Consider the following 12,634-nt stretch of genomic DNA (forward strand, 5'->3'; position numbering starts at 1 on the left):
ATGAACAAGAGAAAAGTGATTCCGAGTCTGCGTTCGCTCGCAGATCAAGAACGCGCGACGGCCAAGAAGGCGCGCGCATCGTGGCAGATGTTCACGATTATGGCAGAGTTTATCGAGGCGACCGAGTACCTGTCGGAGATCCGCCCGGCCGTCAGCATCTACGGTTCTGCCCGTCTGAAGCCCGATACGCCGCACTACAAGTTGGCCGTGCAGATCGCGCGCAAGCTGTCCGACGCCGGCTTCGCGGTGATCTCCGGCGGCGGCCCCGGCATCATGGAAGCCGCGAACAAGGGCGCGCACGCCGGCAAGGCGCCGTCGGTCGGCCTGAACATCGAGCTGCCGCACGAGCAGGCCGGCAACCACTACCAGGACATCTCGCTGCGCTTCCGCCACTTCTTCACGCGCAAGGTCACGTTCGTGAAGAACTCCGACGCGGTGATCGTGATGCCGGGCGGCTTCGGCACGCTCGACGAACTGTCCGAAGTGCTCACGCTGATCCAGACGAAGAAGTCGCGCCTCGTGCCGATCATTCTCGTCGGCAGCACGTTCTGGCAGGGGCTGCTGCAATGGTTCCGCGACCAGTTGATCCCGAACGGCCTCATCAATCCGGAAGACATGGACCTGATGCAGGTGATCGACGATCCCGACCAGGTGCTCGACGCCGTGCTCGCGTTCTACGAGGACAGCGGCGAGGAAGAAGGCGCGGACGGCGACGATCATCCGCCGCGGCCCGAAGAAGACCGCATGTTCTATCTGTAATTCGATCGGCTCGATGGCCGGCCTTTACGGCCGGCATCCCGCTTCCCGCGCGGCAGGCATGGCGATTCCGCCACCTGCCGCGCGTCATTTTGTAACGCCGCGTTAATCCCGCAACGCAGCCGCGCACCGTCGAATGTCAAATTCGGGCGGCCGGTGCCGCACAACGCATTCGACGCGTGCCACGCCCGGGACCGACCATTGTCAAATCACGCTGCCTGCCATCGGTCCAGCCGGCCGGCCTGACGTCAATCTGCCGTAACAAATGCCGCTCGCATTTTCCGTGCGGCGCCCGCACACTGCCTCTTGTCGGCGTGGCGTCCCCCCGGTGGAACGATCCCCCCTCGCGTCCATCGCGTCGCGCCGGCCCTTTGACAACGACATCACGGAAAACAACATGAAACGTTCGCTGATCGCCCTCGCCTTCGCCGGCCTCGGTGTTTCGCTGTCCGGCCTCGCCCACGCCGTCAACGTCGACGTCAACATCGGCACGCCCGCGCCGGTCGTCGTCGCGCCCGCGCCTGTCGTGGTCGCACCAGCGCCCGCGGTCATCGTCGGCTGGCATGGCGACCGTTACTGGGACGGCCGCCGCTACTGGGAACGCCGCGAGTGGGAAGATCACGAGCGCCATCATGGTCACGGCGGCTACCACTGCCCGCCGGGACACGCGAAGAAGGGCGAGTGCTGAGCATCCGAGTGCGGGTTCGATCGGGCTCGCGCACTGCAGGACAAAGAACAAGGCCGCACGTGAACGAAAGTTCGCGTGCGGCCTTTGTCGTTACGCCCGCGGCTTGCGCGGCGTTCACATCACTGAAACGCCACTTCCGCGAAGCTCCGCAGCTTCCGGCTATGCAGCTTGTCGAGCCCGTTCGTGCGCAGGATCTCCATCGCCTTCACGCCGATCTGCAGATGCTGGTCGACCTGCCCGCGATAGAACGTGTCGGCCATGCCCGGCAGCTTCAGCTCGCCGTGCAGCGGCTTGTCGGACACGCACAGCAGCGTGCCGTACGGCACGCGGAACCGGAACCCGTTCGCGGCGATCGTCGCGCTTTCCATGTCGAGCGCGATCGCACGGCTCTGCGACAGCCGCTGCACGGGTTCGCGGTGATCGCGCAGCTCCCAGTTGCGGTTGTCGACGCTCGCGACCGTGCCCGTGCGCATCACGCGCTTCAGTTCGGCACCTTCGAGACGGGTGACCTCGGCCACGCCGCGCTCGAGCGCGAGCTGCACTTCGGCGAGCGCCGGGATCGGCACCCACAGCGGCAGGTCCGCATCCAGCACGTGATCCTCGCGCACGTAACCGTGCGCGAGCACGTAGTCGCCGAGGCGCTGCGTGTTGCGCAGGCCCGCGCAGTGGCCGAGCATCACCCACGCGTGCGGACGCAGCACCGCGATGTGATCGGTGATCGTCTTCGCGTTTGACGGGCCGACACCGATGTTGACCATCGTGATCCCGCTGCCGTCCGCGCGCTTCAGGTGATACGCGGGCATCTGCGGCAGCCGCGGCGGCGCGGCGCCCTCGGCCGGCTCGCTGCCGAGGTTCGCGTTGTACGTGATGACGTCGCCCGGCTCGACGAACGCGCTGTACTGGCTGCGGTACGCGCGTACCTCGGGATCGTCGCTCTCCGTCATCATCGTGCGGCCGAGCTTCACGAATTCGTCGATGTAGAACTGGTAGTTCGTGTAGAGCACGTAGTTCTGGAAGTGCGTGGGCGACGTCGCCGTGTAGTGACGCAGCCGGTGCAGCGAGAAGTCGACGCGTGCGGCGGTGAACAGCGCGAGCGGATGCGGCTCGCCGGGCGCCGGCTCGAACGTGCCGTTGACGATGCGGTCGTCGAGGTACGACAGGTCGGGCGTGTCGAAGATGTCGCGCATCGCGAGCAGGCGGTCGCGGTCGAGCTCGCCTTCGAGGTGGATGCCTTCGGGAAACGCGAAGTGAACCGGAATCGGCTGCGACGACACACCGATCTCGATCTTCACATGGTGGTTCTTCGACAGCAGGCGCAGTTGCTCGCGATAGTAGTTCGCGAACAGGTCGGGGCGCGTGACGGTCGTCTCGAACACGCCGGGACCCGCGACGAAACCGTACGAACGGCGCGAATCGACGTGCGTGTTGACGTCGGTACGAATCCGCACGAACGGATAGCACGCACGCACGTGCTCGGTGATCGGTTCGTGGCGGCGATAACGCGCGAAGGCATCGCGCAGGAAGCCCGTGTTGGTGTCGTAGATGGCCGACAGCCGCGCGACGGCGGCGACGGAATCGTCGAATGCTTCGACGGGCGGACTCTCGGGCGTCAGCACCCGATGCCGGCGGCTCAAATCGTTCTTCATTTTCATCACCTCGTCTGATCGGACGACATTACCACGGAACCCGGTCACGCTCGTGGCCGCCCGCTTGCACGCCGCTTGCACGCGAGGGCCGGGCCGCGCGCAGTATTTGCTAAAATCGGAAGGTTCACTGGAGACTCATCATGAAGCCGCTCATTCTCGTCGCCGCTGCCGCCGTGTTCGCGGGCACGTTTGCCGCTGCCGGCGCCGCTTACGCCGCCGGCGGCATGCCTGACGCCGACGCGCAGGCCCGGGCCGAGGCCAACGAGGCCGCCGGCCTGCCCGATCTCCGCAAGATCAACCGGCCGGGCGCCGAAGTCACGTCGAAAGTCGACTTCGCCGACATCCGCCGCACGCCGAGCTTCCATGCCAAGAGCAAGAGCGGCACCGAGGTCACCGAGTATCGCGATCGCGGCAAGCCGGTCGAGATCGACGTGAAGTCGAACTTCGGCACGCGCTACCAGATGAGCTCGACGCTCGACACGTCGCCGAAGCCGCACGACGCGGGCGTCCCGATCACGCGCCTGCCGTCGGTCAACCTGCGCTACTGATTTCCTGCCGCGCCGCGTCGGTCCCGACGCGGCGCGCCGGCATTCCCTTCACCTCCTGTCGCGCTGCACGCCGCGCGCGTGCCGACAACTGACCAGACGCATCTCGCATGGCCGTTTTCACCGCTGTTTCCGACTCCGATCTCGCGCAATGGATGCGCCACTACGAACTGGGCGACGTGCTGGCGTTCCGCGGCATTCCGTCCGGCATCGAGAACAGCAACTTCTTCCTGACGACGACGCGCGGCGAGTACGTCCTGACGATCTTCGAAAAGCTGACGGCGGAACAGCTGCCGTTCTACCTCGACCTGATGCGCCATCTGGCGAGCCACGGCGTGCCGGTGCCGGATCCGGTCCCGCGCGACGACGGCGCACTCTTCGGCGAGCTGCACGGCAAGCCGGCGGCGATCGTCACGAAGCTCGACGGCGCCGCCGAACTCGCGCCGGGGGTCGAACACTGCATCGAGGTCGGGCAGATGCTCGCGCGCCTGCACCTCGCGGGGCGCGACTATGCGCGTCACCAGCCGAACCTGCGCAGCCTGCCGTGGTGGCAGGAGAACGTGCCGGCGATCGTCCCGTTCGTTTCCGACACGCAGCGCACGCTGCTCGAGGACGAACTCGCGCACCAGGCCGCGTTCTTCGCGTCGGACGACTACGCGGCGCTGCCGGGTGGCCCGTGCCACTGCGACCTGTTCCGCGACAACGTGCTGTTCGCGCACGCGGCGCCCGGCACCGGTCATGAGGTACGGCTCGGCGGCTTCTTCGATTTCTATTTCGCGGGCTGCGACAAATGGCTGTTCGACGTCGCGGTCACCGTCAACGACTGGTGCGTCGACCTCGCGACGGGCGTGCTCGACGTCGCGCGCGCCGATGCGCTGGTGCGCGCCTACCAGACGGTCCGGCCGTTCACGGCCGAGGAGCGCCGCCACTGGAGCGACATGCTGCGCGCGGGCGCGTACCGCTTCTGGGTGTCGCGCCTGTACGACTTCTACCTGCCGCGCGCGGCCGAAATGCTCAAACCGCACGATCCCGGTCATTTCGAACGCATCCTGCGTGAGCGTATCGCCCACACGCCCGCGCTTCCCGAGACCTATACCGCATGCAACTGATCGAAGTGCCCGCGAAAGCGGGCTATGTCTGGTTCCGTCAAGGCATCTGGCTGTTCCGCCGGAACCCGCTCGCGTTCATCACGCTGTTTTTCACGTACCTGCTGGCGATCACGCTGGTGTCGATGGTGCCGGTGATCGGCGCGGCGCTGCCGCTGCTGTTCATCCCCGGCATCGCGGTCGGCTTCATGGCCGCATGCCGCGACACGGTGGCCGGCAAGCCGGTGATGCCGACGATCCTCATCGACGGCTTCCGCTCGTACGGCACCGCGACGACGCAGCGGCTGCTCGTGCTCGGCGTGGTCTATGTCGCGCTGATGGTGCTGGTGTTCGCCGCGTCGTCCCTCGTGGACGGCGGCGGGCTGCTCCAGATGATGCTCGGCGCCACGAACGAAGCGAGTCCGACGCCGGAAACGCTCGCCGCGCAAGGCACGCTCGGCGCGCTGCTGCTGGCGACGCTGCTCTACGCGCCGGTCGCGATGCTGTTCTGGTTCGCGCCGGTGCTCACTGCGTGGCACGACATTCCGCCCGCCAAGGCGCTGTTCTTCAGCATCGTCAGCTGCTGGCGCAATCGCGGCGCATTCGTCGTGTACGGGCTGCTGTGGTTCGGCGTCGCGCTCGGCACGTCGTTCGGCCTGTCGCTGCTGCTGCAGGCCCTCGGCGCCGGCGCCTACGTGCTGACGATCATGATGCCGGTGACGATCCTCATCGTCACGATGATGTACTGCTCGTTCTACGCGACCTATCGCGGCTGCTTCGGCGTGCAGGAACCGGGCGCCGCGACGCCCACCACCGGCCGCTGACGCCGTTCGGCCGGCGCCCGCCGCCGGCCGTCCATCCTCCTCCGGCCAGCCCGGCGCGGGTCCTCCGCGCCACGCCCCACCCCTGTTCAACCGAATCTTTTGCGCGCAAAATAATTTGCGTACAAATCGTTAGCGCGTCCGCCGCGCCGCCCGAATCATGGACCGCCTGCCCCCGCTGCCCCAGACGCTCGACGAGCAACTGTGCTTCGCGCTCTACTCGACATCGCATGCGATGACGAAGGCGTACAAACCGCTGCTCGACAAGCTGTCGCTGACCTATCCCCAATATCTGGCGATGCTCGTGCTGTGGGAGCGCGACGACATCGCCGTAAAGGACATCGCCGCCCGCCTCGACCTCGATCCGGCCACCGTCACGCCGCTGCTGAAGCGGCTCGAGGCGCTCGGCTACGTCGAACGCGTGCGCAGCGTCACCGACGAGCGCATCGTCAACGTGCGCTTGACGACGGAAGGCCGCGCGCTGAAGGACAAGGCGCGCTCGGTGCCCGCCGATCTCTTTTGCGCGATGCAGCAAACGCCCGAGTTCCTGGTCAGGCTGCGCGCGGATCTCCAGCAGTTGCGCCACGCGCTGTCGGCCGCCAACGAAGGCTGACGAACCCGCGGCCGCAAACGGCCCGGCACTGCCGGGCCTTTTCTTCAAAATTTCATTTGCACACAAATCATTTGTGTTCTATATTTTCCTCGTGGCCGGCGACACCCGTCCGACCGGACCGCTTCCTCCCATTCTTCCGACAGGAGCTGCACCATGAACATTCTGTACAAGACCAGCGCCACGAGCACGGGCGGCCGCGACGGCCGCGCGGTATCCGCCGACAACAGGCTGGAAGTGAAGCTGGCCGCGCCGCGCGAACTCGGCGGCACGGGCGCGGAGGGCACGAACCCGGAACAGCTGTTTGCCGCAGGTTACTCGGCCTGTTTCCTCAGCGCGATGAAATTCGTCGCGGGCCAGAACAAGCAGACGCTGCCGGCCGACACGCAAGTGACCGCGGAAGTGGGCATCGGCCCGAACGACGCAGGCGGCTTCGGGCTCGACATCGAACTGCGCGTGTCGCTGCCGGGGCTCGACAAGGCCGATGCGCAGGCGCTGGTCGACAAGGCGCACCACGTGTGCCCGTACTCGAACGCGACCCGCAACAACGTGCCGGTGCGCCTGACGGTCGTCTGACGCGACGCACGACGTCGAATGCAAAAAGGGCGTGTGCGGCTGCTTGCCGCACACGCCCTTTTGCGTGATTCGCCGGACCGGCTGACGTGCCGGCCCGCGCTGCGCTGCTTAACGCGAGCCGAACGAGAACGGACGGTTCATCGCCGCTTCGCGATCGATCTTGCGCATGCGGAATTCGAGATCGTAGATGTCGGTTGCTTCGGAAAGGTACGCGTCGGCGCGCTCTTTCGCGGCCTTTTCAGCGTTCTTGGTCAGCATCAGGAAGAGGTGGCTCAGCAGGTACATGATCGATCTCGCAATCCAGAGGTTCTTTGACTAGGGTTTTCCCGAATTATAGGGAAAACCCTAGCCTTTGGCCAGCATCGATCGGAAGGTGCGTCGTCAGGTCGCCACAGTGCGGCGATTCTCTTCGAAAAAGGTCCAGATCATTGCGCTCGCATCGGGGCCGACCGCCGCGTGGAACGGCACCGCCTCGTCGCCGCCCGACCATGCATGATCGAGCCCTTTCACGTGACAGAGCCGCACGATCGACTCGCCGTCGCGACGCACGTCGGTGATCTGCGCCCCGGCCTCGCGCGTCTCCACCCGCTCGCCGCCGCGCAGTGCGCCGCGGCTGTCCGCGAGCCCGTTCAGGCGCATGAACTGCACCGTCAGCTGGTCCGCATTCTTCGGTGCGACGACATGGTCGCCGTCGCCCTGCACGATCAGCACGGGCATGCCCGGATAGGCCCCGGTGTCGACCAGCGTGTCGACCACCGCAGCCGGGTTCTGCCGCAGGCCGCGCCGCATCACGTCCATCGCGCTGATCCCGGAATTCGCCTCGCCGAGCGCGGGGCCCGAATGCAGCGCGACCGCCGCGAAGCGGTCCGGGTGATGCAGCGCGAGCAGCGCCGCCAGGCCCGCGCCGGCCGACAGCCCGGCGACGTAGACGCGCGATGCATCGAAGCCGTGCTCGTCGACGAGCGCATCGACGAGCGACGCGACCGCATCCGCCTCGCCGCGGCCCGCGCGGTCGGTGTCTTCATACCAGTGCCAGCAGCCGTGCGCATGCGCCCGCAGCGACTGCTCCGGATACAGCACCGCGAAACCGTACTTGTCGGCCAGCAGGTTCATCCGGGTGCCCTGCGCGAACTCGTCGACCGATTGCTGGCAGCCGTGCAGCATCACGACCAGCGGTATCGCGCCGCGCCGACGGCCAGGCGGGACGTACAGGCCGTAGGCGAGCTGCTGGACCAGGCGGCCGAGCGCGGGCGCCATCGGATGCTCGCCGCGCGTCCACTCGCCGGCCGCCCAGGCGGCCGCGCGCGGCCGCACGCGCGACTCACGTGGCGGGGACAGATCGGTTGCGGCGGGCGATGCGGCGGCCTCGAGCGTATCGCGCGCGATCCGCTGGGCCTCGCGCGCCGCGCGTTTGGCGGCCGGAGACAGCATTCGTTTCATGCCGCCTAGCCATACCTTCGTCAGACTTTTGGTCATCAATCGGGCTCGCAGTCAGGAAAAATAGGGATACGACACGGGGTGCATCATTCGACTTTGTGCAATGCACCATAACATTGTTTCTGGGATTTTTCCTGCGCGCGGAGAGTTCCCCTCGGCGCAAAAAACGGGCCTCGAACACACGCGGCGCTATACTGGGGTTTGGCCGCTTGTATCCGTTGTAGTCGTTCTTCCCGGCTCGCGCGTTGATTTAAGCATTCGTCCCGCCTCTGCTCGTTCCCCTCCCGATGTTCGACCTGCCCTCTCACCTGTGGATCACGATCACCGCGTTCGGTGGCGCCGGCCTGACCTTGCCGCTCGCGATCACGATCGCCGTATGGCTCGCGCTCGGCTACTCGTGGCAGCGCGCGGCCGCGTGGCTCGGCGTGCTCGCGGCCGCGATCGGGGTCGTCGCGCTCACGAAGATCGCCTTCCTCGGCTGGGGCATCGGCATCCGCGCGTGGGACTTCACGGGATTCAGCGGCCACGCGATGCTGTCGACGTCGGTCTATCCCGTCGCGATCTTCCTCGCGCTGATCCGCACGCGCACGCCGGTGCGGATCGCCGGCATCGCGCTCGGGCTCGCGGCCGGCATCGCGGTCGGGGTGTCGCGCGTCGCGCTTGACGCGCATTCGCCGTCCGAATCGATCACCGGCTGCATCGTCGGCGCGATCGCCGCGCTGGCGTTCATCGCCGGCTCGTGGCACGCGGTGCCGCACCGCTGGTCGGTGGCGGCGGTCGTCGCGAGCCTCGCGCTCGTCACCGTCGCACTGCACGGCATCACGGTGCCGTCGCACCGCTGGGTCACCAGGGTCGCGCTGGAGCTGTCGGGGCACGAGCGGCCGTTCGTCCGCGCCCGCTGGAAAGCGAATCCGAACTACCGGCCGGCATCGCAGCCGTCGTCGCTGCAGCGCACCGATTCGTCGCAGCCGCTGCTGCACGCGTGACGGGCCGCACGCACGTCATCCGGTCGCCTTTCAAGTCTGAAGATCGTCATGCGCGCCGTCGCATTAGCGGTATGTCGAGCGTTATAACCCGCCCTATATTACGATTACGGTTTCCAACCATTCAAACGCCCCGACCATGCGCTCGACCGTCCACCCGCTTCGCCGCACCCTGCTCCGCCTGCTGCCGCTCGCCGCGCTTGCCGCGGGCATCGCGTCCAGCGCGCCGGCTTGCGCTGCCGACGAGCTGGTCGTGTCGGCGGCCGCGAGCCTGACGAACGCGTTCAAGGCCGTCGGCGATGCGTTCCAGAAGCAGCATCCGGACACCAAGGTGCTGTTCAACTTCGGCGCGTCGGACGTGCTGATGCAGCAGATCGCCAAGGGCGCACCGGCCGACGTGTTCGCCTCGGCCGACCAGAAGGCGATGGATCGCGCGGTCAGCGAAAAGGTCATCGTGCCGGGCACGCGCCGCGATTTCGCGGCGAACTCGCTCGTGCTGATCGTGCCGGCGGACAGCCGTGCGGCCGCGCCGACGTCGCTGAACGACCTGACGGCGCCCGGCGTGAAGCGCATCGCGTACGGCGACCCGGCGTCGGTGCCGGTCGGCCGCTACACCGAAGGCGCGCTGCGCGCGGCAGGCGTGTGGGACGCCGTCAGCGCGAAGGGTGTGCTGGCCGCCAACGTGCGCCAGAGCCTCGATTACGTCGCGCGCGGCGAAGTCGACGCGGGCTTCGTGTTCGGCACCGACGCGGCGATCATGCCGGGCCGCGTGAAGGTCGCGCTGACCGTGCCGACGCAGACGGCCATCACCTATCCGATCGCGGTGGTCAAGGACAGCCGCCATGCCGCGGAGGCGCAGTCGTTCATCGACTTCGTCGCGTCGCCGCAGGGCCAGGCCGTGCTGGCGACGTTCGGTTTCAAGCCCGCGGGCAAGTGAGCGCAGCATGATGCAGGACGCCTGGGTACCGCTGCTGTTGTCGCTGAAGGTCGCCGGCTGGGCGACCGCGCTCGACATCGTGCTCGGCGTCGCCGCCGCCTTCGTGCTCGCGCGCTGGCGCTCGCCGCTGCGCGACGTGGTCGATTCGCTGCTGACGCTGCCGCTCGTGCTGCCGCCGACGGTGCTCGGCTATTACCTGCTCGTGCTGCTCGGCCGGCACGGCGTGTTCGGCGCGTGGCTCGACACGCTCGGCATCGAACTCGTCTTCACGTGGCAGGGCGCGGTGATCGCGTCGATGGTCGTCGCGTTTCCGCTGATCCTGAAATCGGCGCGCGCCGCGTTCGAAAGCGTCGATCCGCATCTCGAGCGCGCGGCGCGCACGCTCGGGCTCGGCGAAGCCGCGGTGTTCTTCCGCGTGACGCTGCCGCTCGCCACGCGCGGCATCCTGGCCGGCGCGCTGCTTGCCTTCGCGCGCGCGCTCGGCGAATTCGGCGCGACGCTGATGATCGCGGGCAACCTGCCCGGCCGCACGCAGACGCTGTCGGTCGCGATCTATGCGGCGGTGCAGGCCGGCGACGACAGCACGGCCAATTTCCTCGTGCTGGTGACGTCGATCACCTGCGTGCTCGTGCTGCTCGCGACCGGCTGGCTCGTGCCGTCGCGTGCCGGACGGAGCCAGCCGACATGACGCGCCGACCGCATCCGTACCGCTGTGCCGCACCGGTCGCGGCAACACGCCGTCCCGTCGCGCGGGCGGTTTCGCGCACGCACGGCGCGGCACGACGGAGGCCCGCATGAGCGTCGCCGTCGATATCCGCAAGACCTACGCGAACGCCGAGCGCCGCTTCACGCTCGACGTGTCGTTTACGGCCGGCACGCAGCGCGTCGTGCTGTTCGGGCCGTCCGGCGCCGGCAAGAGCATGACGCTGCAGGCGATCGCCGGCTTGCTGTCACCCGACGAGGGCACGATCACGCTGAACGGCGAAACGCTGTTCGATTCCGCGCGCGGCATCGACGTGCCGACCCGTGCACGCCGCGTCGCGTATCTGTTCCAGGACTATGCGTTGTTTCCGCACCTGAACGTGCGCCAGAACATCGCGTTCGGGCTCACGCCGGGCCTGCGCAACCCGCGTGCGAAGGGGGTGCCGCCCGAAGTCGCGTACTGGCTGCAGGCGTTCGAACTCGACACGCTCGCCGGGCAATTCCCGTCGCAGTTGTCGGGCGGGCAGAAACAGCGCGTCGCGCTTGCCCGCGCGCTGGTCGCGCAGCCGCACATCCTGCTGCTCGACGAGCCGTTCGCGGCGCTCGACGGCGCGCTGCGCCAGCGCATGCGCCACGAGCTCGCCGAACTGCAGGCGCGGCTCGATATCCCGATGGTGCTCATCTCGCACGATCCCGACGACGTCGCCGCGTTCGGCGATCAGGTCGTGCAATTGAGCGAAGGACGCGTGCAGGCCGCAACGCCGCACGCCGAGTGGCCGACGCGCGTCACGTGATCGCGCGAAGGCGGTGGCCCATGTGGCCACGTTGGAGCCTGAGAGAAGCCGCACGTGCGGCACAAGCTGGAACGAGCTGAAAAGGGGATCGAAACCGGCGCCTCCTACATGTCGGGCGGCGCCGGTTTCGCCGCGTCCGCCCACGGTCATCGACAGGGACGGCGCGCGCCGCCGTCGTGCGATCAGCCCGTCACCGCGAGAATCACGCTCGATGCCTTGAACAGCGCGATCGCACGCCGGCCGGCGTCGAGTTGCAACGCGCCGACACTGTCGTTCGTGACCACGGCCGTGAGCGTCCCGCCACCGTCGAGCGCCAGCGTCACCTCGCTGTTCACCGCGCCCGCCGTGACCGTTTCGACCGTCCCGTGCAACTGGTTGCGTGCGGACACCTTCAAGGTCGCGTCGGTTCCGCCGTCGTCGTCGACCGCCAGCACGACCCACGACGCCTTCACGAGCGCGCACGCATCCGCGCCCGGCTGCAAGCCGAGCGCGTCGGCGCTTTCGTGCGTCAGCACCGCGACGATCGCCTGCCCGCCCGGCAGCACGAGCGTCACCTCGTCGTTCACCGTGCCGCGCACGATCGACTCGACCTTGCCGAACCACTGGTTGCGCGCGCTCGTCTTCATCCCGATCCGGCCGATCAGCGCCCAGTCGACGTCGAAGCCGGACACCGCCGCGCTCGCGGCGTCGATGAAGCGGCGATGCTCGCGCTCGATCGTGCGGAACGCGGCGATCAGCGACGTCGCGCGCGGCGTCAGCGTCGTGCCGCCGCCGCCCTTGCCGCCCGTCGAGCGCGTCACGAGCGGCTCGCCGGCCAGGTTGTTCATCGTATCGATCGCCTCCCACGCGGCCTTGTAGCTGAGCCCGACGGCCGTTGCCGCGCGCGTGATCGATCCGGTGTCGCCGATCGCCGCGAGCAGCGCGATGCGGGTGGCGCCGCCGAGCGTCTGCTCGCCCGCGCGCAGCCACAGTTCGCCGCCCAGTTCGAGCGGCCCGGCGGAAGAGGAAGGAGGCGATGCGTCGCTCATCGGTCTGTCGGAAGAAAACGGGTGGC

15 protein-coding genes are annotated in these 12,634 nt (G+C 67.9%); 11 read left to right on the forward strand and 4 right to left on the reverse strand.

From position 1 onward, the window contains the following. Both U4Z64_RS03015 and U4Z64_RS03020 read left to right on the forward strand, forming a co-directional pair. A complete protein-coding gene (locus U4Z64_RS03015; protein WP_044845264.1) occupies positions 1 to 759 on the forward strand; it encodes a TIGR00730 family Rossman fold protein in 759 nt (252 codons plus the stop codon). 394 nt (positions 760 to 1,153) lie between these two features. Next, positions 1,154 to 1,444, forward strand: a complete 291-nt coding sequence (locus U4Z64_RS03020; RefSeq protein ID WP_044845263.1) for a hypothetical protein — start codon at positions 1,154 to 1,156, stop codon at positions 1,442 to 1,444. A 119-nt stretch (positions 1,445 to 1,563) separates the two neighbouring features. Here the strand turns inward: U4Z64_RS03020 and U4Z64_RS03025 are convergent, their stop codons facing one another. Further along, on the reverse strand, positions 1,564 to 3,090 hold the full coding sequence (locus tag U4Z64_RS03025; RefSeq protein WP_044845316.1) for an AMP nucleosidase: 1,527 nt from the start codon (positions 3,088 to 3,090) through the stop codon (positions 1,564 to 1,566). 140 nt (positions 3,091 to 3,230) lie between these two features. Here U4Z64_RS03025 and U4Z64_RS03030 point away from each other — a divergent pair, with 140 nt between their 5' ends. The 5 genes from U4Z64_RS03030 to U4Z64_RS03050 all read left to right on the forward strand — a co-directional run bounded on the left by U4Z64_RS03030 (position 3,231) and on the right by U4Z64_RS03050 (position 6,727). Continuing rightward, a complete protein-coding gene (locus U4Z64_RS03030) occupies positions 3,231 to 3,638 on the forward strand; it encodes a hypothetical protein (RefSeq protein ID WP_321819214.1) in 408 nt (135 codons plus the stop codon). A gap of 107 nt (positions 3,639 to 3,745) precedes the next feature. Then, positions 3,746 to 4,744, forward strand: coding sequence for a homoserine kinase (locus U4Z64_RS03035; RefSeq protein WP_321819215.1), 999 nt, complete (start codon positions 3,746 to 3,748; stop codon positions 4,742 to 4,744). Further along, on the forward strand, positions 4,735 to 5,544 hold the full coding sequence (locus U4Z64_RS03040) for a BPSS1780 family membrane protein (RefSeq protein ID WP_124486434.1): 810 nt from the start codon (positions 4,735 to 4,737) through the stop codon (positions 5,542 to 5,544). The genes U4Z64_RS03035 and U4Z64_RS03040 overlap by 10 nt, the downstream gene beginning before the upstream one ends. 157 nt (positions 5,545 to 5,701) lie before the next feature. Next, positions 5,702 to 6,154, forward strand: a complete 453-nt coding sequence (locus U4Z64_RS03045; RefSeq protein ID WP_044845259.1) for a MarR family winged helix-turn-helix transcriptional regulator — start codon at positions 5,702 to 5,704, stop codon at positions 6,152 to 6,154. 153 nt (positions 6,155 to 6,307) lie between these two features. Next, a complete protein-coding gene (locus U4Z64_RS03050; RefSeq protein WP_040139352.1) occupies positions 6,308 to 6,727 on the forward strand; it encodes an organic hydroperoxide resistance protein in 420 nt (139 codons plus the stop codon). A gap of 108 nt (positions 6,728 to 6,835) precedes the next feature. Here the strand turns inward: U4Z64_RS03050 and U4Z64_RS03055 are convergent, their stop codons facing one another. Both U4Z64_RS03055 and U4Z64_RS03060 read right to left on the reverse strand, forming a co-directional pair. Continuing rightward, entirely contained in the window at positions 6,836 to 7,012 is a 177-nt protein-coding gene (locus tag U4Z64_RS03055; RefSeq protein WP_006753395.1) for a DUF3563 family protein, read from the reverse strand. Between the two features lie 96 nt (positions 7,013 to 7,108). After that, positions 7,109 to 8,203 carry a PHB depolymerase family esterase gene (locus tag U4Z64_RS03060; protein ID WP_124486435.1) on the reverse strand — a complete coding sequence of 365 codons (1,095 nt, stop codon included), beginning with the start codon at positions 8,201 to 8,203 and terminating at the stop codon, positions 7,109 to 7,111. Positions 8,204 to 8,451: 248 nt separating this feature from the next. Here U4Z64_RS03060 and U4Z64_RS03065 point away from each other — a divergent pair, with 248 nt between their 5' ends. The 4 genes from U4Z64_RS03065 to U4Z64_RS03080 all read left to right on the forward strand — a co-directional run bounded on the left by U4Z64_RS03065 (position 8,452) and on the right by U4Z64_RS03080 (position 11,580). Further along, complete coding sequence (locus U4Z64_RS03065) at positions 8,452 to 9,150, forward strand: phosphatase PAP2 family protein (RefSeq protein WP_044845257.1); 699 nt, start codon at positions 8,452 to 8,454, stop codon at positions 9,148 to 9,150. 136 nt (positions 9,151 to 9,286) lie between these two features. Further along, positions 9,287 to 10,084 (forward strand): molybdate ABC transporter substrate-binding protein, encoded by a 798-nt coding sequence (gene modA / locus U4Z64_RS03070; protein WP_321819216.1) that lies wholly within the window; start codon positions 9,287 to 9,289, stop codon positions 10,082 to 10,084. Positions 10,085 to 10,094: 10 nt separating this feature from the next. Then, positions 10,095 to 10,772: a molybdate ABC transporter permease subunit gene (gene modB / locus U4Z64_RS03075; protein ID WP_124921428.1), complete on the forward strand. Its 678-nt coding sequence runs from the start codon at positions 10,095 to 10,097 to the stop codon at positions 10,770 to 10,772. A 106-nt stretch (positions 10,773 to 10,878) separates the two neighbouring features. Beyond that, a complete protein-coding gene (locus tag U4Z64_RS03080; protein WP_321819217.1) occupies positions 10,879 to 11,580 on the forward strand; it encodes a sulfate/molybdate ABC transporter ATP-binding protein in 702 nt (233 codons plus the stop codon). Between the two features lie 182 nt (positions 11,581 to 11,762). Here the strand turns inward: U4Z64_RS03080 and U4Z64_RS03085 are convergent, their stop codons facing one another. Beyond that, entirely contained in the window at positions 11,763 to 12,608 is an 846-nt protein-coding gene (locus U4Z64_RS03085; RefSeq protein WP_321819218.1) for a TOBE domain-containing protein, read from the reverse strand. Positions 12,609 to 12,634 lie beyond the last annotated feature (26 nt).

The sequence above is a fragment of the Burkholderia sp. BCC1996 genome (assembly GCF_905339955.1).
Classification (GTDB): domain Bacteria; phylum Pseudomonadota; class Gammaproteobacteria; order Burkholderiales; family Burkholderiaceae; genus Burkholderia.